At 62.3% G+C, this 23206-nt stretch carries 17 protein-coding genes and 6 pseudogenes; 18 read left to right on the plus strand and 5 right to left on the minus strand.

Annotation, left to right across the window (positions count from 1 at the left end; translation table 11 throughout):
• On the minus strand, positions 1-1479 hold the full coding sequence (locus ABIA45_RS37730; RefSeq protein ID WP_036015987.1) for a PLP-dependent aminotransferase family protein: 1479 nt from the start codon (positions 1477-1479) through the stop codon (positions 1-3).
• A 489-nt stretch (positions 1480-1968) separates the two neighbouring features.
• On the opposite strand from ABIA45_RS37730, the gene ABIA45_RS37735 reads away from it, so the two are divergent.
• From ABIA45_RS37735 to ABIA45_RS37755, 5 genes and pseudogenes are all read left to right on the plus strand, one after another.
• Complete coding sequence (locus ABIA45_RS37735; protein WP_404655423.1) at positions 1969-4071, plus strand: prolyl oligopeptidase family protein; 2103 nt, start codon at positions 1969-1971, stop codon at positions 4069-4071.
• An 847-nt stretch (positions 4072-4918) separates the two neighbouring features.
• A pseudogene (locus ABIA45_RS37740) lies at positions 4919-5017 on the plus strand (ATP-binding protein); the annotation flags it as partial.
• Positions 5018-5108: 91 nt separating this feature from the next.
• Positions 5109-5225 (plus strand): annotated as a pseudogene (locus ABIA45_RS37745) (IS481 family transposase); the annotation flags it as partial.
• 132 nt (positions 5226-5357) lie between these two features.
• Positions 5358-5501 carry a hypothetical protein gene (locus ABIA45_RS37750; protein ID WP_157784027.1) on the plus strand — a complete coding sequence of 48 codons (144 nt, stop codon included), beginning with the start codon at positions 5358-5360 and terminating at the stop codon, positions 5499-5501.
• 276 nt (positions 5502-5777) lie between these two features.
• On the plus strand, positions 5778-6260 hold the full coding sequence (locus ABIA45_RS37755) for a thioesterase domain-containing protein (protein ID WP_081494549.1): 483 nt from the start codon (positions 5778-5780) through the stop codon (positions 6258-6260).
• Positions 6261-6645: 385 nt separating this feature from the next.
• On the opposite strand, the gene ABIA45_RS37760 is transcribed toward ABIA45_RS37755, so the two are convergent.
• On the minus strand, positions 6646-6993 hold the full coding sequence (locus ABIA45_RS37760; protein WP_036008476.1) for a transposase: 348 nt from the start codon (positions 6991-6993) through the stop codon (positions 6646-6648).
• 235 nt (positions 6994-7228) lie between these two features.
• Positions 7229-8554 (minus strand): DUF3422 family protein, encoded by a 1326-nt coding sequence (locus ABIA45_RS37765; RefSeq protein WP_036008464.1) that lies wholly within the window; start codon positions 8552-8554, stop codon positions 7229-7231.
• 1064 nt (positions 8555-9618) lie between these two features.
• Between ABIA45_RS37765 and ABIA45_RS37770 the strand changes: the two are divergent.
• The 12 genes and pseudogenes from ABIA45_RS37770 to ABIA45_RS37825 form a co-directional block, all read left to right on the plus strand.
• A pseudogene (locus ABIA45_RS37770) lies at positions 9619-9978 on the plus strand (transposase); the annotation flags it as partial.
• 69 nt (positions 9979-10047) lie between these two features.
• Positions 10048-10216, plus strand: a pseudogene (locus ABIA45_RS37775) (IS256 family transposase); the annotation flags it as partial.
• A gap of 850 nt (positions 10217-11066) precedes the next feature.
• The gene (locus tag ABIA45_RS37780; protein WP_036008462.1) at positions 11067-12269 is read left to right on the plus strand and encodes a cytochrome P450; all 1203 of its coding nucleotides are present in this window, start codon (positions 11067-11069) and stop codon (positions 12267-12269) included.
• Positions 12270-12350: 81 nt separating this feature from the next.
• Complete coding sequence (locus ABIA45_RS37785) at positions 12351-13640, plus strand: cytochrome P450 (protein ID WP_036008460.1); 1290 nt, start codon at positions 12351-12353, stop codon at positions 13638-13640.
• A 1-nt stretch (position 13641) separates the two neighbouring features.
• Entirely contained in the window at positions 13642-13932 is a 291-nt protein-coding gene (locus ABIA45_RS37790) for a ferredoxin (protein ID WP_225156284.1), read from the plus strand.
• A 4-nt stretch (positions 13933-13936) separates the two neighbouring features.
• Entirely contained in the window at positions 13937-14782 is an 846-nt protein-coding gene (locus ABIA45_RS37795; RefSeq protein ID WP_036008420.1) for an SDR family oxidoreductase, read from the plus strand.
• Positions 14782-16125: a cytochrome P450 gene (locus ABIA45_RS37800; RefSeq protein WP_036008417.1), complete on the plus strand. Its 1344-nt coding sequence runs from the start codon at positions 14782-14784 to the stop codon at positions 16123-16125. Before ABIA45_RS37795 ends, ABIA45_RS37800 begins: the two co-directional genes overlap by 1 nt.
• A 154-nt stretch (positions 16126-16279) precedes the next feature.
• Positions 16280-17278, plus strand: a complete 999-nt coding sequence (locus ABIA45_RS37805) for a polyprenyl synthetase family protein (RefSeq protein WP_036008452.1) — start codon at positions 16280-16282, stop codon at positions 17276-17278.
• Positions 17279-17472: 194 nt separating this feature from the next.
• Positions 17473-19020, plus strand: coding sequence for a hypothetical protein (locus ABIA45_RS37810; RefSeq protein ID WP_036008415.1), 1548 nt, complete (start codon positions 17473-17475; stop codon positions 19018-19020).
• Positions 19017-19904, plus strand: coding sequence for a hypothetical protein (locus tag ABIA45_RS37815; protein WP_036008413.1), 888 nt, complete (start codon positions 19017-19019; stop codon positions 19902-19904). The genes ABIA45_RS37810 and ABIA45_RS37815 overlap by 4 nt, the downstream gene beginning before the upstream one ends.
• Positions 19905-20356: 452 nt before the next feature.
• Positions 20357-20590 (plus strand): annotated as a pseudogene (locus tag ABIA45_RS37820) (4-hydroxybenzoyl-CoA thioesterase); the annotation flags it as partial.
• A gap of 169 nt (positions 20591-20759) precedes the next feature.
• Positions 20760-21199: pseudogene (locus ABIA45_RS37825) on the plus strand (hypothetical protein).
• A 38-nt stretch (positions 21200-21237) separates the two neighbouring features.
• Here ABIA45_RS37825 and ABIA45_RS37830 read toward each other — a convergent pair.
• Both ABIA45_RS37830 and ABIA45_RS37835 read right to left on the minus strand, forming a co-directional pair.
• Entirely contained in the window at positions 21238-21996 is a 759-nt protein-coding gene (locus tag ABIA45_RS37830) for a bifunctional 2-polyprenyl-6-hydroxyphenol methylase/3-demethylubiquinol 3-O-methyltransferase UbiG (RefSeq protein WP_050992071.1), read from the minus strand.
• 105 nt (positions 21997-22101) lie between these two features.
• A complete protein-coding gene (locus ABIA45_RS37835; protein ID WP_157784026.1) occupies positions 22102-22326 on the minus strand; it encodes a hypothetical protein in 225 nt (74 codons plus the stop codon).
• A gap of 116 nt (positions 22327-22442) precedes the next feature.
• Here ABIA45_RS37835 and ABIA45_RS37840 point away from each other — a divergent pair, with 116 nt between their 5' ends.
• The gene (locus tag ABIA45_RS37840) at positions 22443-22649 is read left to right on the plus strand and encodes a cold-shock protein (RefSeq protein WP_036008407.1); all 207 of its coding nucleotides are present in this window, start codon (positions 22443-22445) and stop codon (positions 22647-22649) included.
• Positions 22650-23206 lie beyond the last annotated feature (557 nt).

Genomic DNA, 23206 nt, shown 5'->3' on the forward strand with positions numbered 1-23206 from the left:
TCACCGTGAACGAAACTGGTCCCTCGCTTGCGCCAGGAGCTGGCACCCACGCTCAATCTGATGAGCCTCCAGCGCAGCATAACCCAAGATGAGCCCGACGAGGTTTTGTCCGCGCCGGCGGTCCGGCTGACGTTGATCGTACAGGAGCGAGATGGGGTAGATGCCAACCCCCTTTGCGCGGGCTGCTTCGATCAATGCTGCTTCGGACTTCTTGGGCAGATCGTCGAACCAAACGACCAGATGCAAGCCGGCAGCGTCACCTTCGATTCGGACTCGGTCGCCAAATCTCCGCCGCAATGCCTCGATCAGGGCTCGCCGGCGCTCGTCGTTGCGCCGCCGCATGCGCCTGACATGGCTGTCGTAGGCGCCCGCATCGAGCATCGTCGCTAGTGCCTCTTGCTCGATGAGAGATGTGTGCCGGTCCATGATCTGCTTGCCGGCGCTGAACGCGAACTGCAGTTCAGGAGGCACCACGACATAGCCGATCCTCAAGGTAGGCGAGAGTGTCTTGGAGACGGTCCCAAGATAGATGACGTGCTCGCTCTCTTCGAGAGCGTGCAGCGGGAGCACAGGTTTCGTGTCGTAGCGGTACTCGCTATCGTAGTCGTCTTCGATCACGTAGGCCTCAACCTTCTTGGTCCAGGCGAGCAACTGATGCCGCCGCCCGATCGGCATGACACCGCCAAGTGGAAATTGGTGCGAGGGCGTTACGTAAGCGAGACGAGCTTCGGCCCTTGCAAGCCTCGCCGTGTCCAGCCCGTTTGCGTCGACCGGAATTGGCACCGCAATAGCTCCGGTCGCCGAGAGGATGTGCCGCGCCATAGGGTAGCCGGGATCTTCCATGACGAACCGATCTCCAGCGTCAAGCAGCAGCCGAGCACACAAATCGAGCCCTTGCTGTGACCCGTTGACGACGATGATCTGATCGATCTCGCATCGTACGGTCCGCGAACGCCAGAGATAGCCCTGTAGTGCCGTCCGCAGGCGCAGCGAGCCACGTGGATCATCGTAAGTCAAGGTTCGGGGTCGCTGCGTGATCGCAGCGGTTACGGCTCTCTTCCATGCTAGTACGGGAAAGTCCAAAGGTGAGAGATCACCATAGCGAAAGTCGGCAACGAGATTACGAGGTTGCTCGGTTGAGCGTGCGACGACCTGTCGCAAACGTTCACCATACCGCGAGACTCGTGCCTTGCGTGTAGACGACCGTGCTTTCGTGCCTTTGCGCCCGGTCCCGACGACAGCCTTTGCGACCCGTGGGCGGGCGCCATGGCGGGTCTCGATGAATCCCTCAGCCGCCAATTGTTCGTATGCGACCGTCACCGTCCCGCGTGATACTCCCAGCTCTTCGGCGAGAGCGCGGGACGAGGGCAGCGAGCCATTCGAGCCGTATACGCGCCCTAGGATCTGATCCCTGAGCACTTCATAGATCCGACGCGCTCCCATCTGCCCGACACGGTGTGGCACCTTAATCTGGACCATATGAACCTAACCAAGAACGCTATTGGTTAGACCAGTCTGCGCCCGTTCGGCTTCAAAACCAAGCTGGTTCAATCGAGGTGGCCGCGCAAAACAAGCTCCGTGAACTGCTGACCGTCTGTATTCCGGCGTGACCCAATATCGGTCTCGATGAAGTCTATCGCCGACTGAATTGCAAGGAGCCTTCCGGGTTATGTGCTTAACAAGGCCGGGACTGCCGTTTTGAGACGATACCGACAAAGTTGGTGGGATTGTCGTGCTTGAAACCAAGTTCAGGTGCTTCTCTGCCTCGGGCGACTGGAGATTCCATCTGCTTTGATTGGCCCGCCTCTTGCTGAGTTCAGGCAAGTCGCAGACGCGATCTCCCATGTGACTCTTTGAGACCGAATCCAACCCTTCGTAGCTTCCGTCCAGTTCGCAAGAGCTTGGCCGGCCAACCCAGTCCAGGACATGCCCCTAAATAAGTCGCTCCTCCTCGCCGCATCACTCTCCATGACTTGCTTGTTCTCCCCGGCGTTTTCCCATGCCTTAGTGGCCAGCGTGCCGGCAGGTGATCCTTTTCTTTGGCTTGAGAAGAGGAAGGCGCCGCGCGCATTGAGGTGGGCTCGCAGCGAGACCCGTAAGACACTACAGATCCTACAATCGGATTGGCGCTATGAGCGCTTCCGCCAGGACGCGCTCGCCATCACGAACGCCCAAGACGACATCCCGAAGGTTTCCTTGGGACGGCGCGGCCTAGACAATTTCACCCGAGACAAGAAGCACGTGCGCGGCGTCTGGCGTCGTACCACGCTTGATAGCTATCGCACCAAAGAGCCGCAATGGGAAACTATTCTGGACGTGGACGCGTTAGCTGCGAAGGAGAAGAAGAATTGGGTCTTTAACGGAGACACCAGATGCCTGCAGCCCGAAGAGCGGCTGTGCTTGGTCAAACTTTTCGATGGCGGAAGGGAAGCTGCATTTGTACGCGAGTTTGACCAAGATATGAAGGCCTTCGTCAAAACCGGCTTCAATCTCCCTGAGGGAAAGCAGGACTTCGACTGGGTAGACCGCGATACTATTCTGGTGGCGCGAGATTGGGGCAAAGGCACCATGACACGTGCCGGTCATCCCTTCGTCTTGAAGGAGGTCAAGCGCTCTCAGCCGCTCGCGCAAGCACGCGAGGTCTTTCGCGGCGAACGGACCGATTATAGGGTTGAGCCATTCGTGCTGCGAGACAATGAGGGCGCGGTCCATGCGACCGGCGCCGTACGATACACGAGCTGCGATGAGCGGGAGTATATACTCCTGGGACCCAAGGGGCCAATCAAGCTCCGTCTGCCCAAGCGCGCGGAGATCGGCGGCATCACCGCTGGCCGCCTGCTCGTTAAACTTGATAATGACCTCGATGAAGATTGGGCGCCGTTCGGTGGCGCCGGCTTCAGGGCCGGCTCGATAATCTCGTATGATTTGGCGGAATGGAAGCGGGATCCGCTGCATGCCAGGCCTTCGCTTGTCTTTCAGCCCGGGCCTCGACAGGAACTCCGCGGCTTCCACATCAGCAAGAGCTTGTTGATACTCACAGTCCTTGACAATCTTCAGGGCAAGGCATTCACCTACAGGTACGACCGCGGCGCTTGGCGGGTCACGTCGATCGCACTTCCAGAGAATGCGGATGTCAGCCTGTCAACCGCTTCCAATGCTTCCGATCGAGTAGTGTTCACCGTCTCCAATTACCTTAAGCCGACATCACTCTGGTACTTTGACGCCGAGACCGAACACCTTGAGTCCTTGAAGGTCGCGCGTGAAAGCTTCAACGCGTCTCAACATGTCGTTGAGCAATTCGAGGCGACCTCGCGCGACGGAACGCGTATTCCTTACTTTTTGGTGCGGCCCCGTAACGCCCGTCTCGACGGTTCACTTCCTACTCTTCTCTATGGCTACGGCGGCTTTGGGCTTCCCGAGCTGCCGTCCTATGATGGGGTCATGGGACGACTCTGGCTCGAACAGGGCAACGCATATGTCGTCGCGCACCTGCGCGGCGGCGGCGGGCTAGGGCGGCACTGGCACGAGGCTGCCCAAGGAGCATCGAAGCAGCGCACATGGGAGGACGCCATCGCAGTTGCGGAGGACCTGATCAGGCGGAAGGTCACTAGTCCGGGCCGGCTGGGAGTGTTCGGCGCCAGCCAAGGAGGCCTGCTGGTGGGAACCGCGCTGACCCAGCGCCCCGATCTCTTCAATGCAGCGATCGCGCAAGTACCGTTGTTCGACATGCTTCGGTTCACCAAGCTGACATTGGGCGCGCTCTGGAGGGGTGAATATGGCGATCCCGCCATTCCCGACCAACGCGAATGGATCCAGCGTTACTCGCCTTATCAGAAGCTGGTGCCAGGCAGAACCTATCCGGCTCCGTTCATTCTCAGCGCGACTAACGACGACATCGTACATCCAGCACACGGCCGCAAGGCAGCCGCCAGGCTGCGTGCGCTTGGCCAGCCGTATTTCTACTATGAGGATTTCAACGGCGGACATGGGCCCGCCACTCCTATCGAAAGTGCTCGCCAGGATGCGCTCATCTACATCTATGCACATCGGCGGCTTGTCGATGGTGGGTGAAGTGGAGCACGATCTGCTCGTCAGTTGTTACTTTCACCAACGCTGACTAACATCAGCTCGTGCAGCCCTCGGCAGCTTTGAGAACTTCTCAGTGGAGGCAAAGTGGCAGTGGGCTGAAGACCTTTCGATACTCAGGCAGCGCGCTGCAAGGGAAGTCGGCACAGACCTCGCATGCCGACCAGCGCCTTGAAAAGCGGCGCCGGTAATGAGCCATCGCTCGGCCGGCGCCTCCTAGGTCTGTACCTAATTAGCGAACTCTGATTCCTTCGCACCGAGTTGATTCGGCGGAGACTTCGATGCGCAAAGGGCTGTTCTGGCTCAACCACAAGCGGTGGGCTCAGATAAAGCCGCATCTGCCCACGAACCAGACTGGCCCGGCGCGCGATAACGACAATTTGCTCACATAGATTGGGCTGAGACTTGATACGTCAGCTCAACTTGTTGCAGCTTGCTATGAGACGTCTCGCTGCTGTGTCTTTTCCATATTCTGAAGCTGAAGCTACTACTCTGACGGTTGATTCGCACGGAAACGGTAGAGCCAACGAGCGCCAGCTCCTTCCGGCATTCAGCCGTCATGGCCTCCCGCTGAAAGCGGCGACGACACACTCTCAAGGATCGCCGTCTGGCTTGCATTGAATCGCTTACCTCCGTCAATAGTCCCAGCACCCATGAACGGCCAAGAACTTCCGATTCAATTAGGGTCCAGGTTTTGCACTCCGGAGGAGACGTAGGCTGGACCGCGCCCGAACGCTCCTTCGATACTTCAGCCGGTGCTCAAACAGAAAATGATGCGGGTCCGTGATCGTGACGTGAGACACGACCCGCTTACGAATAGGGGGACTTTTGTTTCGGCGACCCCACCATGACGCTCGCCGCCATCGATCGCCTCGTTCACCAACCTACCATCGTTGAGGTGGACGTCGAGAGCTATCGCAGGCGCACCGCGCCATTCGGTCGAGTGGAAGTACTCGCACGCGCGCCGTAAGGCCAACCGCCTCATTCATGTTCGATCGCTCTAGTCGAGCGCGGTTATCTGGCGGATGAAGACCCTGAAGGGCCTCACGCCCTACGAATACATCTGCAAATGCTGGACATCCCAGCCAGAACGATTCAAGCTCAATCCGCTCCAGCAGATGCCGGGACTAAACACCTAATGCCGGGTGAGTTTAGCTTCCGCGTGCTCCATGCGGATCCGTTGCTTCGAAAAAGTGCGCGTCTTGCAGACCGTTTGCCGGTTACGAGTCAATTTGTTCGGGATGCGCGTCGACAAACACTGCGAGCTGTGGATGGAAGGGGCGCTGCGCCAACTCTTTAATCCGGCGAATGACAACTACGACTTCCCGTCTGCCGAGCGCCTTGCGATAGCAAAAGAGTTCTCCGAACAGAGTTTGGCGCTGAATCCTCCGGACGCTGTCCTTAGAGAAGGGTAGGAATGAGCATGTTGATGAAAGAGTCCCCCCAGGTGAGGCAAACATCATGCCGTTCTTGTTTCGGCTATCGATGCAGGTGCGTGCTCGATAAATGCATCTTCCTCATTGCTTTAGACCAATCTCTAGAGTGGCGGCGATCATAGCGATTGAGGATCGTATACTGGCAGTGAAGTCTCGCTGGTTCACGGTGTCCGAGTTCAGACACGCGGGGCGCATTGGCGTTCACTGCAACGTCATTTAGACGACATCTACATCTAAAGACCAGACGGATACACATTGCGCCTCGCCGCATCGTCGCCCAGCGCCGATCGCCCCGGGCCGCCGCTGTTCTTTGTTCCCACAGGCTTAGGAGATTGTTCCTATATCCTCAACTTGGTGGAGGAAATGGACGCGGACTGTCCAATCTATGGTCTACCGTGGCCTTCTTTCAGTGAAGTTTGTTCACCAACTCTTGAAGCGATAGCCTCGCAAGTCATTCCGGCGATCAGGGAGATACGGTCCCGGGGTCCATATCGATTTGCTGGATACTCATCAGGCGGAATATTGGCTTACGCCATAGCCGAGCACTTACTGAGCCTCAATGAAACTGTCTCATTTATGGCGTTCATTGATGTTAGGCTACCCGCAAAGCCAGCCGGCATGACGCCCACCCAGATGGTATGCGAAGTGGTGCTGGAAACTCTTGAACCCCTTGAGGACGAGCACTTTAAACTATTAAAGCGGCTTTGCACGGCACAGTTCAATTGCTCAACTACTTGAGAAGGCTCATCAAATAGGAGCTATACCTCCGGATCACAATGATGCTTTGATGTACGAGAGAATTGAGCAGTTTCAAAGGGCGCTGCAGCTATATCGGGCTCCGTCGCTGCCAATTGAGGTACATCAGTTTTACGCGACGGATTCTTTCGTAAGTTGTCGCGCACGACTAGACAAGAGCTCAATAGCTCCAGAGATGAGCTCGCCGATGCGAGGCTGGGACAGGGTTTTGAGTGCAGCGGCCATTGATACCACACCGATTCCAGGCAATCACGCGACGATGATGAACACTCCAGAAAACCGCAAAGTCCTGGCACGCTCGTTATCAAGAGCCTTAAATAGCTCACCGACGTGATCTGAGGCCGCCGGCGAACCGGACCATTTTTGGTTAGAGTTTTTCGCGATTTCCCAGGCCGGGAGGAGCGAAGAACGATGAAGGCTCGAAGTTTTCGGGCGCCCAGAAGGCGTTCATTTTGAAGCTCCACTGAACGTCCTTGAAGCGGCGTGCGGGTTGATCGGTCCTCTCGGCCGTAGCCTGGGCCGCCGTCAGTTCGTCCGCGATCATGGCGAGTAGCCGCGTGTTGCGGGCGAACCCGAACAGATAATCCACGTGGTTGTCCTCGCACCACGCCATCAGCGGCTCGCGCGCAAAGGTATATCGCTTCGCGCTTATGTCGGCGTTAACCAGTTGGCGGACCAGCTTGAGATACCGCTTCCTCACAAAGCAGCTATTCATGTATTCGCCACTTTCGACATGGACCGGCCTGGGCCAGCGAGGTAAACAGCGTCTCGTGGCCTGATCTGGTCCCGCCCCGGCCGTCGCAACGGCGACTGACCGGATCCAAAAATGCCTCGCCCGGTTAGTCCGGGCGGGGCATTACCTTGCGCAGGAGCCGGCTGCGATCTTGCGGCGGCGTCTCACCGACCATGCGAGCTTCGCAGGATGGACGCACCGGTTCCCTTAAGGAGCTTCAGTCGCAAGCAACCGAGGGCGCGTTGTCGTGCTTGAGGTGTCGCTTTCGGACATTGTAACTCACGAGCCAGATCACGCCGACCGCGATCGGCACGAAGGCTGCGGTCAGGAACGAGGGCTCTACTCGCAGTCCGACGTCATGCGCGCCCTTGGCAAGATAGCTAAACAAGCTGACCACATAATATCCTATCGCCCCGACCGACAATCCTTCGACCGTGCACTGCAGCCGAAGTTGCTGTCTCGCGCGCTCGTTGATAGCCTGCAACAGGTCACGATGTTGTCGTTCGATTTCGACGTCGACACGGGTTCGCAACAGATCGGCGGCACGCGCGAGCTTGACCGACAGAGCTGCCTGACGATCCTCTACGGTCGCGCAGGTTCGCATTGCGGGCGCCATGCGGCGCGCCAGAAACGACGACCAGGTTGGATAGCCCGAGACATCGTTGCCTTCAATGATGGACAGTCGCGATTGGACCAGCTCGTTGTAGGCCCTGCTGGCGCCGAAGCGAAACAGGCTGCCGGTCGCGCCTTTTTCGAAGGAGGCGGCCAGCGCCGTCAGCTCAGCAAGAAGATGGTTGTTGAACTGCAGCCCCTCACCGCTTTGCATTTTTTCGAGCGCCTCAACAAGCCGGCGATCGATGCGATCAACGGAAGGTGCAAGCTCAAGGGCCGCCGACAGGCCAAGCAGCGCCAGTGGACGGTAGGTCTCGATCTCCAGGAGCCGTTGCACCAGCGCTCCGAGATCGTGCGACGTCAATCCGAGGTCGCAGACGAGGATTTTCGTAAAGCCTTTTTCGTCTACGCGGAAGTCTGAGGCGGCAACGCCTGCGCCGCTCTTTGTGGCAACCATGGCCAGGCTGTTCTTGTCAAAAACCTGTTCGGCGCGCCTGGTCGGCGAGGCGTCCTGCTCCACTTCTAGCCTGATCGCGACCAGCAACTGTCCGGTCTGACGCAACGCGCGGATCAGCGATCGGACGGTACCATCAACTTTGTCAAATCGGTCTGCGGTGGAAGCATTTGTGTTACTCCAGATCCAGGTGAATGTTGTGAATTCCGAATGCTGCTCCCAGCGTAGCATAGCGGGCCCGATGACAATCTGATGAAGTTTCGCCGATTGCTCAGGTGGCGGAAGATTGCGCTCGAGGCAAAAATCGATAAAGCGGCAGCGATCGCTTGTGGCCGCCTCACCCTGCGCAAGAAAAGCCAAGTGGATCACGCTGAATGGCGAAACAAGGCGCGTAAAAGGGCGCGCGTGCACTTCGCCGAGCACGGCGTCGCGTTGCGGATGTGGCGTGAAGGTTCGCAGATCCAATTCATCGACCATGTATTGACGCCTCTCTTCAGGGTGAGCAAGCAACCGTCAGCCGCGCGAGGCCGTGGCAAGCAGGAGCGTCCTGCGTTCCGCCAGCGGGGTGCAGACAGGCGACCTCCGGTGCGGCAACCACATTGTCGATTGACAGATCGAGGCCCAAACACGACTCCCATCTTGCTGCCGCCGCGCCCTGACGCGGAGAGGCGGTGCAGGATTTGGGCCAGCACTGTAGAAGGGGCATGCTCGTGTCCTTTGGCGCAACGTGGCTTTCGAAGACAGTTGGAGGCAGGTTTTAGACATGAAGCGCGCTTGTATTCTGACAGGATGCGTACGGGGCGCAGGCCACAGGAAATTGCCTGCTTCGCACCGTGATCGCTCGCCAAGCGGCTACATTATCTGAGACGCCATGCTGTGGACGGATTTGCCCATGCAGAGGCGGCGACTGACCGCGCCCGGACCAGGCGGGCAAGGCTTGGCCGATGGGCTGATAACGTTCCGTCGCGTGAGGTTGACGTGATCACGCAGCCGGAGCGCACGCCGTCATCGTTTTTTGAGGTGACATTCAGGGCAGTGCAGCGCCGCGGCTCGACCGCAGTGAGGCAGATACGTGGTGAATGTCGTGAGCGATCGACCGAATAGCGGCGGATCACAAGTACGGCCGACTCGACTTGGCGGGCGTATTGCTCGAGTGCGGTCGCGGAGGTTTTGATTCGTCGTAGCCATCCGGCCGAGATCCGGTTTCTCGCCGGTCTTTGCGGGACGCGAGGATCGCCACGTTCTCGTTGATGTCAACTCTGTTTCGGATCGAGCGCACGAAGTGGCCTCTTCGATCGGTGGATCTGGCCGAAGGCGCAACAGAGGCGTCACAACGTTCATCCCCTGCCGCCTGCGCCGTCATTCCTCGAGAAACAAGAAAGTTACTCCTTTGCTGTCGAGCCCCTGCGGGGTGCGCCGTCGATCGCCTCCGGCCTGTCGATCACCATCGAGGCCGCAAAGTGCGGGCTCGGAAAACAGAGGCCAAGGAGGATTACCATGGCGACCATCGGCACCTTCAAGACGACCGGCAACAACGAGTCCGGGCGCTCTATCTGCCAAATGAATGGACGGACGACCCCGCTCGCCTGAAAGCGGCGCATGTCCCGAGCGATGTGGGCTTTGCGACGGAGCCGCAGATCGCGCGTCGAATGGTCGCTCGCGCCGTCGCCGCAAAGGTGCCGTTCTCGTTCGCGGCGGCGGACAGCGTGTATGGCACAGGTGAGATCGAAACCCTGCTGCGCAAGGCGGGAAAAGGCTATGATCTGGGGTTCTTACAATCACGTGTTCGTTCCTGGGGCAAGCAGCAGCCTGTCGCCGGCACCGCCTCCGCGATCGCGCAGAGCCTTCCCAAGAAGGCCTGGCCCCGCTCGGCGTCCGGCGAAGGGACCAAAGGTCCGCGCTGGCCGGTGGTCCGGCGATTCGCGGGTAGGGTCGGGTTGTTGACACCAAGCTGATTGGAGGAACTACCGATGACCGACGAGATGATGAACCTCGGACGCTCGTGGAGAAGACCCCTGATGCGGATCTGCGGCGGGAGATGATCGGCTTGCCGCCCAGCTACTGATGGAGCTGGAAGTGCAAGGCCAGACCGGAGCGGCCTACGGCCAGGAGGATCCCGAGCGGCTGGCGCAGCGCAACCGCTAGGAGAGGTGGGCTTCGTTTTCCGTAATAGCTAGCGCCGACATCGGAGTGGCTTCCGGCGAACCACACCTGCTGCAGCCAATCCGCATGCTTGAAATTCGCGCAAGGGCTGCCCCGCATACTCAGCGCGAGAGCAGGCCTTTGTCGGGCACTTGCTGGGCCGGTTGTCGACATTGAGACTCAATGCCAGAAACCTGACACTACGCGCCGCTACGAAGTGTCTGCTGAGCCTGCGAATTCACTTCGGCACGCGATTTGCTCTGTTCACGGCATCGTCGCCAATCGCACTGCGATCGTCTTCGGGGACCGACCGCCGCGTTCGCGTCTGGTCCCCTCCGACGGTTTGCTGTGGCAGTGACTTGGCGCTCGGTGTTGACCGAGAAAATGCAGGCAAGTGTTGGATGCGATCTAGAGTGCTTCTTTTGGGAGCCGCAAAAATTGCGCCCGTCGCAAGCGGTGCAACCAAAACGGCGAACCTTGAGCCCGGAGTGAAACTGCCACCGGCGGTGTGGGACTGGTCCGGGGGCTATATTGGCGGACAGGTACGGTCGAACCTCCTTCACCAATCCCTGCGGTCAGTCGATCTATGGCGATGCCGACAGGTTCGATGTCACCCGGCACAACCCGCACCTGTCGATTGGCCACGGGCCGCATTTCTGCTTGGGCGCTGCGCTGGCCCGCCTGCAATTGCGATGCGCCGTCCCCGCGCTGTTCGTGCGACTGGAGGATCTAGCGCTGATCATCGCCGCGGAGGACGTCGTCTACATGCCGTTTTACGTCATTCGCTGCCCGCAGCGCCCGCCGGTCACCTTCCGCCCTTCCATCGCTCAGAGAGTGAAGTGCCACCATGTCCGAGCAACCCTTGCCGACGCTGCCGATGTGGCGCGTCGATCACATCGAGCCCTCGCCCGAGATGTTGGTGCTATGCGCCAACGGTCCGATCCACCGCGTGCGCTTCCCGTCCGGGCACGAAGGCTGGTGGGTGACAGGCTACGACGAGGCCAAGGCGGTGCTGTGTGACGCGGCGTTCCGGCCCGCGGGAATGCCGCCGGCGGCATTCACCCCAGATTCGGTGATTCTCGGTTCGCCGGGCTGGCTGGTCTCGCACGAGGGGGGCGAGCATGCCCGGTTACGCACGATCGTGGCACCGGCCTTCAGCAACCACAGGGTGAAGCTGCTCGCCCAGCATGTCGAGGCGATCGCCGCGCAGTTGTTCGAGACGTTGGCGGCCCAGCCCCAGCCCGCCGACCTGCGGCGCCACCTCTCATTTCCCCTTCCGGCCATGGTCATCAGCGCGCTGATGGGCGTGCTCTACGAGGATCACGCCTTGTTCGCCGGGCTGTCCGACGAGGTGATGACGCACCAGCATGAAAGCGGCCCGCGCAGCGCGTCGCGCCTGGCTTGGGAAGAACTGCGCGCCTACATTCGCGGCAAGATGCGGGACAAGCGCCAGGATCCGGGCGACAATCTGCTAACGGATCTGCTCGCGGCGGTTGACCAGGGCAAGGCGACCGAGGAAGAGGCGATCGGCCTGGCGGCGGGCATGCTGGTGGCAGGCCACGAGAGCACCGTCGCGCAGATCGAATTCGGCCTGCTGGCCATGTTCCGCCATCCGCAACAGCGCGAACGCCTGGTCGGCGATCCATCGCTGGTGGACAAGGCGGTGGAGGAAATCCTGCGTATGTACCCGCCGGGCGCGGGCTGGGACGGCATCATGCGCTATCCGAGGACCGATGTGACCATCGCGGGCGTGCATATTCCCCCGGAAAGCAAGGTGCTGGTCGGCCTGCCGGCGACGTCGTTCGATACGCGCCATTTCGTCGACCCGGAAATCTTCGACATCCGGCGCGACGGAGAGCCGCACCTGGCGTTCTCTTCCGGGTCTCACTCCTGCATCGGCGCGGCGCTGGCCAGGCTGGAACTCAAGGTGGTGTTCGGTTCGATCTTCCAGCGCTTTCCCGCGCTGCGCTTAGCCGTAGCGCCCGAAGAACTGAAGTTGCGCAAGGAGATCATCACTGGTGGGTTCGAGGAGTTCCCGGTGCTCTGGTGATGCGCCGCGGATCGCGATCTTCTCCGCAACTGCCGGCGCGCCTGGCGCGCGCCCGTCAGATCAGCCAGCCAACAGGTAACCATCAACGTGCAAGAAACCACGGCAGCATGCCGGGACGCCTTCGCCGAACTGGCGTCGCCAACCCGCATCCACGACCCGTATCCGTTCATGCGGTGGTTGCGCGAGCACGATCCGGTGCATCGCGCGGCGTCGGGCCTCTTTCTGTTGAGCCGCCACGCCGATATCTCCTGGGCGTTCAAGGCCACGGGCGATGCGTTTCGGGGACCGGCGCCTGGCGAACTGGCGCGCTATTTCCCGCGTGCGGCGAGAAGCCTGTCGCTCAATCTGCTGGCGTCCACGCTTGCGATGAAGGACCCACCGACGCATACGCGTCTGCGCCGGCTGATCTCGCGCGATTTCACCATGCGCCAGATCGACAACCTGCGGCCGAGCATAGCGCGCATCGTCGCTGCGCGACTGGACCGCATGGCGCCCGCGCTGGAGCGCGGGGAGGCGGTGGACCTGCATCGGGAATTCGCGCTGACCTTGCCCATGTTGGTCTTCGCCGAACTGTTTGGCATGCCCCAGGACGACATTTTCGGGCTCGCCGCCGGCATCGGCGGCATTCTGGAAGGCCTGAGCCCGCACGCCAGCGATCCCCAACTCGCCGCGGCGGACGAGGCCAGTGCCAGAGTGCAGGCCTACTTCAGCTGCCTCATACAGCGCAAGCGCACCGATCCCCGCCACGACATCGTGTCGATGCTGGTCGGCGCACATGATGATGATGCCGACACGCTGTCGGATGCCGAGTTGATCAGCATGTTGTGGGGCATGCTGCTGGGCGGCTTCGCCACCACTGCTGCGACCATCGACCATGCGGTCCTGGCGATGCTGGCGTATCCCGAACAGCGGCACTGGCTGCAGGCAGACGCCGCGGGGGTGAAGGCATTCGTCGAAGAAGTCCTGCGCTGCGACGCGCCCGCGATGTTCAGCTCCATTCCGCGTATCGCCCAGCGTGACATCGAACTGGGCGGCGTGGTGATCCCGAAGAACGCGGACGTGCGCGTGCTGATCGCGTCCGGCAATCGCGATCCGGACGCCTTCGCCGATCCCGATCGCTTCGATCCCGCGCGGTTCTACGGCACCAGTCCAGGCATGTCGACCGATGGGAAGATCATGCTGAGCTTCGGCCACGGCATTCACTTCTGCCTCGGTGCGCAACTGGCCCGGGTGCAGTTGGCCGAGAGCCTGCCGCCGATCCAGGCCCGCTTCCCCACGCTGGCATTGGCCGAGCAGCCGACCCGGGAGCCCTCGGCCTTCCTTCGGACGTTCCGCGCGCTGCCGGTGCGGCTGCATGCGCAGGGGAGCTGAGATGCGCGTCACAGTCGACCAGGATCTGTGCGGAACCAGCGGGCAGTGCGTGCTGACGCTGCCGGGCACCTTTCGCCAGCGCGAACCGGACGGCGTGGCCGAAGTGTGCGTGGCGAGGGTCCCGCAGGCGCTGCACGCCGCCGTGCGGCTCGCGGCCAGCCAGTGCCCGGTCGCCGCCATTCGGGTCATCGAAAGCGACTTTGGCGATGGCGAGCGCGCCAGTGCCGACCCTGCGCCTTCTCCAGCGGAGGCCGAGCGGCATGCCGCGAAAGACCAGCACAATCTAGGATGACACGATGGGACGGTTTGAAGGCAAAGTGGCCGTGGTGACCGGCGCCGGCGCCGGCATCGGCAAGGCATGCGCCCTCGCCATCGCGCGCGAGGGCGGCAGAGTGGTGGTGGCCGACATTGAGGGCTCGGCGGCTATCGCCTGCACCGCGCAGATCGCGGCCGAAGCGGGCCACGCGCTCGCCCTGGCGATCGACATCGCCGATGCGCAGGCGGTGGCAGCGCTGTTCGAGACGGCGGAGCGGCACTTTGGTGGGGTCGACCTGCTGGTGAACAACGCGAGCGCGATGCATCTGACCCCGCGCGACCGCGCGATCCTTGAGCTGGACCTAGCGGTCTGGGATCAGACCATGGCGACCAATCTGCGTGGCACGCTGCTCTGCTGCCGGCAGGCCATCCCCCGGATGATCGCCCGCGGCGGTGGCGCGATCGTCAACATGTCGTCGTGCCAGGGGCTCAGCGGTGACACCGCGCTGACATCCTACGCCGCGTCGAAGGCGGCGATGAACATGCTGTCGGCCTCACTCGCCACCCAGTACGGTCATGCCCAGATCCGCTGCAATGCGGTTGCGCCGGGTCTCATCATGACTGAGCGACTCCTCGCCAAGCTGGACGCGTGCATGCAACTGCATCTGCGGCGCCACCAGCTCCTGCCGCGCGTCGGCCGCCCCGAGGATGTGGCAGCGCTGGTGGCGTTCCTGCTCTCGGACGATGCTGCGTTCATCACCGGCCAGGTCGTGTGCATCGATGGCGGCATGCTGGCGCATGTGCCGACATACGCCGACGGTGGCAACAGCCGCGCCGCGCGGCCTGCCGGCGAGACCGCCGAAGCGGACGCGGCGCCGCGCTGCTGATGGACATGCTGCTCAACCCGCTGAACCGTCGGCATCGGCTGCGGCACGACATCCCGGTCGTGCCCGGCGCTTTCCCGCTGGTCGGGCATCTTCCCGCCGTCGCCAGAGACCTGCCGCGCCTGCTGCGGCGCGCGGAACGGACGCTGGGTAGCCAGTTCTGGCTGGATTTTGGCCCTGTCGGCCACCTGATGACCTGCATGGATCCGGATGCTCTCGCACTGCTCCGGCACAAGGACGTGTCCTCGGCGCTGATCGAAGACATCGCGCCCGAATTGTTTGGCGGAACGTTGGTCGCCCAGGACGGCATCGCGCACCGGCAGGCGCGCGATGCGATCCAGGCGGCGCTTCTGCCCAAGGGGCTGACACAAGCCGGCATCGGCGAGCTGTTCGCGCCTGTCATCCGGGCGCGCGTGCAGAGGTGGCGCGACCAGGGCGACGTCACCATCCTGCGCGAAACCGGCGATCTGATGCTCAAGCTCATCTTCAGTCTCATGGGAATCCCCGCGCAGGACCTGCCGGGATGGCATCGCAAGTACCGGCAACTGCTGCAGTTGATCGTCGCGCCCCCGGTCGACCTGCCCGGACTGCCCTTGCGGCGCGGCCGTGCCGCCCGCGACTGGATCGATGCGCGGTTGCGCGAGTTCGTCCGCGCCGCGCGCGAACATGCCTCGCGCACCGGGTTGATCAACGACATGGTGAGCGCCTTCGATCGCAGCGACGATGCGCTTTCCGATGACGTTCTGGTCGCCAATATCCGCTTGCTGCTGCTTGGTGGTCACGACACCACCGCCTCGACGATGGCCTGGATGGTGATCGAGCTAGCGCGGCAGCCTGGGTTGTGGGACGCCCTGGTCGAGGAGGCGCAACGCGTAGGCGGGGTGCCGACCCGGCACGCGGACCTGGTGCAGTGTCCGGTCGCCGAGGCGCTGTTCCGCGAGACGCTGCGCGTGCATCCGCCGACGCCGCTCCTAGTGCGTCGCGCACTGCGTGAATTGCGACTCGGCCAACGGCGCATTCCTGCGGGCACCGATCTGTGCATCCCGCTGTTGCATTTCTCGACCTCGGCGCTGCTGCACGAGGCGCCCGATCAGTTTCGGCTGGCGCGGTGGCTGCAACGCACCGAACCCATCCGGCCGGTGGACATGCTGCAGTTCGGTACCGGCCCACACGTCTGCATGGGCTACCACCTGGCATGGCTGGAACTGGTGCAGTTCTGTATCGCCTTGGCGCTGACCATGCACGAGGCCGGGGTGCGACCGCGGTTGCTGAGCGGCGTCGAAAAAGGCCGGCGCTATTATCCGACCGCACATCCGTCCATGACTATCCGCATCGGATTCTCATGAGCTGGCATCGCATGCCCCGTGGGGTGAGGCAGCGGCGCCGGCGACGCGCGGCATTGCTGCACTCGGCCCGCGCGCTCGGTGCGAGGCCCGCAACACCGCGGCGGCTCGCCGCTCGCCGTGGCCGTCTCCTGGCAGGTACAAGGACATGAACAACATGCAGACCGGTTCCACGCCAAACGACGACCGAGCTGGCGTTTCCGCGAACGGCGGATTGGGCGCGCAGGCGCGCGGCGCATCCGGCAGGCTGCTGCCCGAGATCTGGATGCAGGACGGCGCAAAGCGGGTCGAACAGGCGCTGGCGCGTCTTCTCGGCGCCGAAGACGACGGTGAGACCGAGCTGATGGCGGCGATGCGCTACGCCACCTTGCATGGCGGCAAGCGCACGCGCGCCTTGCTCTGTTTGGCTGCCGGCGCACTGGCCGACACGCCGGCGCACATCCTCGACGACGTCGGTGCCGCCATCGAGATGATGCACGCCTGTACGTTGGTCCACGACGATCTGCCCGCGATGGACGACGACGTGCTTCGCCGCGGCCTTCCGACCGTGCACGTCAAGTTCGGCGAAGCCACCGCGATCCTGGTCGGCGATGCTCTGCAGGCGCACGCCTTCCTGACCCTGGCGAGCCTGGATGCGCCGGGCGACAACCGTATCGCGCTCGTGCGCGAACTGGCGCAGGCGGTGTCCGCCGAGGGTGCCGCGGGCGGGCAGGCCATGGATCTGTCGCTGGTTGGAAAGCACGTCGAGCTGGACAGGATCCTGGTGATGCACCGGATGAAGTGCGGATCGCTAGTGCGCGCATCCGTTCGCATGGGCGCGCTATGCGCCATCGCGGAGGATGCCGCGCACGCTGCGCTGTACTGTGCGCTCGATCGCTACAGCGCCTGTTTCGGCCTGGCGTTGCAGGTGATCGACGACATTCTCGACGCGACAGCGGATACCGCGACGCTGGGCAAGACCCCCGGCAAGGACGCGGCGGCGCGGAAGCCGACCTGCGCGTCGATCATGGGGCTGCAGGCGGCGCGCCAGTTCGTGCTGGATCTGTTGCGCGACGCGGGGGAGGCCGTCGCCCCGTTGGGGCCGCGTGCGGAACGGTTGGCGCAGATCCTGCAGCGGGCCAACGCGTATCTGTTCAAGCACGCGCCATGCGCATGAGCGCACCCGTCCGCATGGCGTCGGCCCTGTGCCGCTGCGATCGGCCGGCGGCAGCGGTGCATGCTGCACTGTGTCCGAGTCCGCGGCGCCGATCGCAGCGGTTGCCCAGCACGGCCGCGACGGGCCTGCGGCGACGTGCGCGGCGTCTGCCCGATCTGGTTCCCCGTCAACCGTCTGCAGAAGGAACATCCCGCGTGAACGCGCTGGCTGAACAGATCCTTTCCGAATTGCGCCACCTGCTGAGCGAGATGCGCGATGGCGGCAGCGTCGGTCCATCCGTCTACGACACGGCGCGAGCTCTGCAGTTCCACGGCAACGTCACCGGTCGGCAGGACGCATACGCGTGGCTCATCGCGCAGCAACAGGCCGATGGCGGATGGGGAAGCGCGGACTTCCCGCTGTTCCGTCATGCGCCGACGTGGGCGGCGTTGCTGGCTTTGCAGCGTGTCGACTCTCTTCCCGGTGCTGCCGACGCTGTCCAGGCTGCAACGCGGTTCCTCCAGCGCCAGCCCGATCCCTATGCGCATGCGGTGCCGGACGACGCGCCGATCGGCGCGGAGCTCATCCTGCCGCGGTTTTGCGACGAGGCCGCATCCTTGCCGGGCGGCGAGGCGTTTCCGCGCCACCCGGCGCTGTTGCCGTTGCGGCAAGCGCGGGTCAAGCTGGGGGCCGTGGCGACGTTGCCGAGCGGCCATCCGTTGCTGCACTCCTGGGAAGCCTGGGGGGCGTCGCCGACCACCGCATGGCCAGATGATGACGGCAGCATCGGCATCAGTCCGGCGGCCACCGCCGCGTGGCGTGCGCACGCCGTGACACAGGGGAGCACGCCGCAGGTCGGGCGCGCCGACGCGTATCTGCAGGCGGCATCGCGAGCGACGCGCAGCGGCATCGAAGGTGTCGTTCCCAACGTCTGGCCGATCAATGTGTTCGAGCCATGCTGGTCGCTGTACACCTTGCATCTGGCCGGTCTGTTCGCGCATCCCGCGCTCGCCGGGGCGGTGCGCGTGATAGTCGCGCAGCTCGACGCCTGCCTGGGCGTGCGCGGTCTGGGCCCGGCCGTGCACTTCGCGGCAGATGCGGACGACACCGCCGTTGCGTTGTGCGTCCTGCGCCTTGCAGGCCGCGACCGGGCGTTCGATGCGTTGCGCCATTTCGAAATCGGCGAGCTGTTCGTCACCTTCCCCGGCGAGCGCAATGCCTCGGTGTCGACCAACATCCATGCCCTGCATGCGTTGCGACTGTTGGGAAAGCCCGCCGCCGGCACCAGCGCCTACGTCGAGGCCAATCGCAACCCGCACGGTCTCTGGGACAACGAAAAATGGCACGTTTCGTGGCTGTATCCCACCGCGCATGCGGTCGCAGCGCTGGCGCAAGGCAAGCCCCGGTGGCGCGACGAGCGCGCGCTGGCGGCGCTGCTGCAGGCGCAGCGCGACGACGGCGGTTGGGGCGCCGGTCGCGCGTCCACATTCGAGGAAACTGCCTATGCGCTATTCGCGTTGCACGTGATGGACGGGAGCGAAGAGCCGGCAGGGCGGCGGCGCATTGCGCAGGCGGTGGCGCGTGCGCTGGAGCGGATGCTCGCCCGCCATGCGGCGCATGCATTGCCGCAGACTCCGCTGTGGATCGGCAAGGAACTGTATTGCCCCACCCGGGTCGTGCGCGTGGCCGAACTCGCCGGGTTGTGGCTGGCGCTTCATTGGGGGCGGCGCGTCCTGGCCGAGGGAACAGGAGCGGCGCCATGATTCAGACCGAACGCGCGCTGCAGCAGGTGCTGGAATGGGGGCGTTCCCTGACCGGGTTCGCCGATGAGCACGCCGTGGAAGCGGTCAGGGGCGGCCAGTACATCCTGCAGCGCATCCACCCGAGCCTGCACGATATCAGCGCCCGCACCGGCCGCGATCCGCAGGACGAAACGCTGACCGTGGCGTTCTATCGCGAACTGGCGCTGCTGTTCTGGCTCGACGATTGCAACGACCTTGGCCTGATCGCGCCGGAGCAGCTCGCCGCGGTGGAGCAGGCACTGGGGCAGGGCGTGCCGTGCGCGCTCCCCGGATTCGAGGGTTGCGCTGTGCTGCGCGCTTCGTTGGCCGCGCTCGCCTACGATCGTCGCGACTATGCTCAGCTTCTCGACGATACTCGGTGCTACTGCGCGGCGCTGCGCGCCGGACACGCGCAGGCGGCAGGGGCGGGACGCTGGTCCTACGCCGAGTACCTGCACAACGGCATCGATTCGATCGCCTACGCGAACGTGTTCTGTTGCCTGTCGTTGCTGTGGGGACTGGACATGGCGACCTTGCGCGCGCGTCCGGCGTTTCGCCAGGTCCTGCGGCTCATCTCCGTGATAGGGCGTCTGCAGAACGATCTGCATGGACGCGACATGGACAGCTCGGCCGGCGAAGCCGACAACGCGGCGATCCTGCTGCTGCAGCGCTATCCGGCTATGCCTGTGGTGGAGTTCCTCAACGACGAGCTGGCCGGGCATACGCGCATGCTGGATCGGGTGATAGCCAAAGAACGCTTTCCCGCGCCCTGGGCACCGTTGATCGAGGCCATGGCGGCCATCCGCGCGCAGTACTACCAGACCTCGACCAGCCGCTACCGCAGCGACGCTGCGGGAGGAGACTAATGTGCGCCGGCCTGAACGCGCGGGAGGCGGCGGCGTGCGCGTGCTGCCGTCGGTCCGATCCGACGCAACACCGTCGCCCAATGCGACGGATGCCCTCGTTGTTCACCATGTAACACGCAGTGGTAGAGAGGCCTTGGGAAGCGGATAGTTGGTCTATGGATTGCCGATGAAAGGGGCTGCCATCGCTCATCGCGAAATCCCAGAGATGCGGCTTCCGCAGCAGCAGAACTCCGCCTTGTGCGCGCTGTGGTTGGATGCCCGCAATACGCGTTGACGATAGATCTTCGATATATTCGTCCGAAGTCGACGTCAGCAGCGCAACGCCTGCCGCATTCAGGCCCCTGACTCAGCTTCCGGCAGCTCGAGCCAAGCTCAAGATTTTGGCGCTTGCTCAGAAGACCGCCTCTGTGTGAGACAAGGGTCCCTGTACGCGCAATAAGAGGAACCGCGCTGTGACAGTCTCTCTTGACGGCAAAGTTCGAGACGGACGGCACTACATGCAGGTCCGTGTCTACTTTGAAGATACCGACGCCGGCCAGATTGTTTATCACGCAAATTTTTTGCGTTTCATGGAACGTGGCAGAACGAATTACTTGCGCCTGCTCGGCACCAATCAGAAGGCGCTGCTCAAGGAAACGCGGAACGATGCGCCAGGCTTCGCCTTCGTTGCCCGTTCCTCCGTCGTGCAGCAGCACCACATCCGGCAATCTCCAGCATGGTGATCAGCGAGCGGTTGGTGTGCCCTTGAACTCCGCCAGATCGGCCGCCCAACCGCACATCGACTCACTATCCATTCTAGCCGATCACGTATGGAAGGCGCGACCGTCAGACTTTTATCTCACGGAGACCACCACCATGATCATCTTCGGACCACTGCTTGCCTCGTCGGCATCGGCTTTTTCTGCTGGCTGCTGTTTACGCTCGCTGTCTTCGCACTGCCCTTCTTCGTTGGCCTGACGATCGGCACCTGGACCTTCCACACCGGCGCCGGAGTGCTCGGTGGCGCAGTAGCAAGGCTCATGGCGGGCGGTGCAACCATTTGCATTGGCCAACTCGCGCTCGCCTTCCTCCCATGGACTTGGCTTAGAATCTTGATCATCCTCATCTATGTCGCGCCTGCTACCTTCGCCGCTTACAGCGCGACGCACGGAATCGCCCAGATGGGGATATCTTCACCCCCGTGGCAGACGGTTTTCGCAGTCGTCGGGACTGTTGCCGTCAGCAACACGGCCTTGGTTCGCTTCACCGGGATGGCCGCAGACGAACCAGCAAGACAACGCGTGACGCGGGGCTGACATCAGTACTGGCCGGCAAGACCTAGTCAGACCGTATATTACAAAGACTTCGAAGCACTACCGGCGATCGATGTGGACGCAGACACAATCAGCATCATAGGACGCTCCAGTTCTTCGGCCAATTGCGGCACCTGCTGAATCTGCTCGCGTGTCGGGGCAAACTCCTCGACCTGCCGAATCTGAAAACCCGCGCTGATCAGCGTATTCAGGGTAGTGCCAAGCGTCCTGTGGTATTTCAGAACGCCCTTGGCGAACCAGTCCGTCCGACGTTCACCCTCGACGGAATATCGATTGACCGGCCAAGTTTTGCGGCCCTCCTCATCGGAAATCCAGTGCGCATGCGCCGCTGCCATGAAGATCGGATGCTCAATCGTAAAGACAAAATGCCCGTCAGGAACCAGTGCTTTGCGGATCACATGCACGAGGCGGCCAAAATCCTGAACATAGTGAAAGGTCAGCGCGCTGTAGGCGAGGTCGAAAGCCGTCTCAGGTAGGTCCAGCGTGTCGAGATCGGCGATGCGATACTCGATGGCCGTATCCGCTGTGTCTCTCCTGGCACGCTCGATCATGTTTTGCGACAGATCCAGACCCAGAACCGAGGCCGCGCCCTGCTCGCGCATCCAGCGCGAGGCCCAGCCGAAGCCACATCCCAGATCGACGACACGTTTGCCGCCCAGATCGGGCAGCATAGCCCGGATCGCGGGCCATTCAGGGGCGCCGTCCAGCCCATGCACCTGTCGGGGCAACTGGCCGTAGCCAGCGAAGAAATCGGGATCGTCGTAAATATTCTGCGCCATGTCTGCCTACTACTCGGCTTTTCGCTCTGCCCCGGACGGTTCCTGCAGATCAAAACAGAATTGTCGCGGTGGGCTGCGAGGCGTCATGATCCTACTCAAATCAAGCTACACAAAAGGCATCTTGATTTGGCCGGACTTCTCGCGCCGAAAACGAAAAACCCCGGCATGAAAGCCGGGGCTCCCGTTGATGCCACGGCGTACATCCGGCCGCGACAACCAAGCGACAGTTAGCACGCGGTTTTCGAAGAAAATGTGACCTTCGCGTCGTCGTTCTTGAATATCGGCGGATTTCAAGGTGTTTGTACTTCGCACGACGATCACGCCGGGCATTCCAAGGCCTACGACCAGGCGAGACAACAGATCCCTTGCCACCTCGCGCAGAGACTTGCCGCACGGTCCTTGATTGATTTAGATGAGAAGGTGTTTTTTCTTTTGGAGCAAATGACGTGGCGTTAGGGACTGTTAAGTGGTTCAATCCGACGAAAGGCTATGGATTCATTGCGCCGGACGATGGTGGCAAAGATGTTTTCGTGCACATCTCTGCGGTAGAGAAGGCGGGCTATACCTCGCTTGTTGAAGGCGCGAAGGTCAGCTACGAGCTGGTGACGAACCTCAGCGGCAAACAAGCCGCAGAAAATCTCCGCCTAGGATGAGGCGGGGCTCGACGTCCTGGCGTTCTTTGAGCTAGTCCGAATCTCGCGCTCTTGAGACGTTTGGAAGATGTCCCAGTTGGCGCTCGAGGGCGGCCAAAGTCGAGCGGGCTGAATCCAAACGTGCGGTCGCCTCAGTTAGGTTGGCCCACGCTTCGTTCTGCCGCGAGACAGCTGCCGAGCCGATCTTACGGCTATTCTTAAGACACCGCGTGTCTTGGCTGCGTAAGGCGCGCCCCAATTCAGGCAGTATCCTGGTCAGCGCTCGATGCGCGGAACGTTCTTTTCGCTCCAGGCCGTCGACCACGGCGAGGGCCTCGCGATAGTGCGTATCGCTTCGATGGTTCTGTCTTCGAGGTTGCTATTGTCGCTCATCCGATTCTTTTTCTCCCTCGAGCTCTTAACGGGTGCCGTCCTGCACGAGATCCTCCCCGGGCTGCACGGCTAATATGTCGTGACCTCTGCGCCGTTCAGGGAAAGGCCTCGCGCCGGCCGATAGGTCACATTGAAAGGGCGGATCAGGCATCCAGCGTGCTCGTGATTGTTATCTTTGAGCTACA

The organism is Bradyrhizobium sp. USDA 336 (assembly GCF_044908355.1).
GTDB classification, from domain to species: domain Bacteria; phylum Pseudomonadota; class Alphaproteobacteria; order Rhizobiales; family Xanthobacteraceae; genus Bradyrhizobium; species Bradyrhizobium yuanmingense.

Coding starts and splice junctions, on each gene's coding strand:
- ABIA45_RS37730 (WP_036015987.1), bottom strand. CDS start 1,479: ATGGTCCAGATTAAGGTGCCACACCGTGTCGGGCAGATGGGAGCGCGT.
- ABIA45_RS37735 (WP_404655423.1), top strand. CDS start 1,969: ATGACTTGCTTGTTCTCCCCGGCGTTTTCCCATGCCTTAGTGGCCAGC.
- ABIA45_RS37750 (WP_157784027.1), top strand. CDS start 5,358: ATGGAAGGGGCGCTGCGCCAACTCTTTAATCCGGCGAATGACAACTAC.
- ABIA45_RS37760 (WP_036008476.1), bottom strand. CDS start 6,993: ATGAATAGCTGCTTTGTGAGGAAGCGGTATCTCAAGCTGGTCCGCCAA.
- ABIA45_RS37765 (WP_036008464.1), bottom strand. CDS start 8,554: ATGGTCGATGAATTGGATCTGCGAACCTTCACGCCACATCCGCAACGC.
- ABIA45_RS37780 (WP_036008462.1), top strand. CDS start 11,067: ATGTCCGAGCAACCCTTGCCGACGCTGCCGATGTGGCGCGTCGATCAC.
- ABIA45_RS37790 (WP_225156284.1), top strand. CDS start 13,642: ATGCGCGTCACAGTCGACCAGGATCTGTGCGGAACCAGCGGGCAGTGC.
- ABIA45_RS37795 (WP_036008420.1), top strand. CDS start 13,937: ATGGGACGGTTTGAAGGCAAAGTGGCCGTGGTGACCGGCGCCGGCGCC.
- ABIA45_RS37800 (WP_036008417.1), top strand. CDS start 14,782: ATGGACATGCTGCTCAACCCGCTGAACCGTCGGCATCGGCTGCGGCAC.
- ABIA45_RS37805 (WP_036008452.1), top strand. CDS start 16,280: ATGCAGACCGGTTCCACGCCAAACGACGACCGAGCTGGCGTTTCCGCG.
- ABIA45_RS37815 (WP_036008413.1), top strand. CDS start 19,017: ATGATTCAGACCGAACGCGCGCTGCAGCAGGTGCTGGAATGGGGGCGT.
- ABIA45_RS37830 (WP_050992071.1), bottom strand. CDS start 21,996: ATGGCGCAGAATATTTACGACGATCCCGATTTCTTCGCTGGCTACGGC.
- ABIA45_RS37835 (WP_157784026.1), bottom strand. CDS start 22,326: ATGCCCGGCGTGATCGTCGTGCGAAGTACAAACACCTTGAAATCCGCC.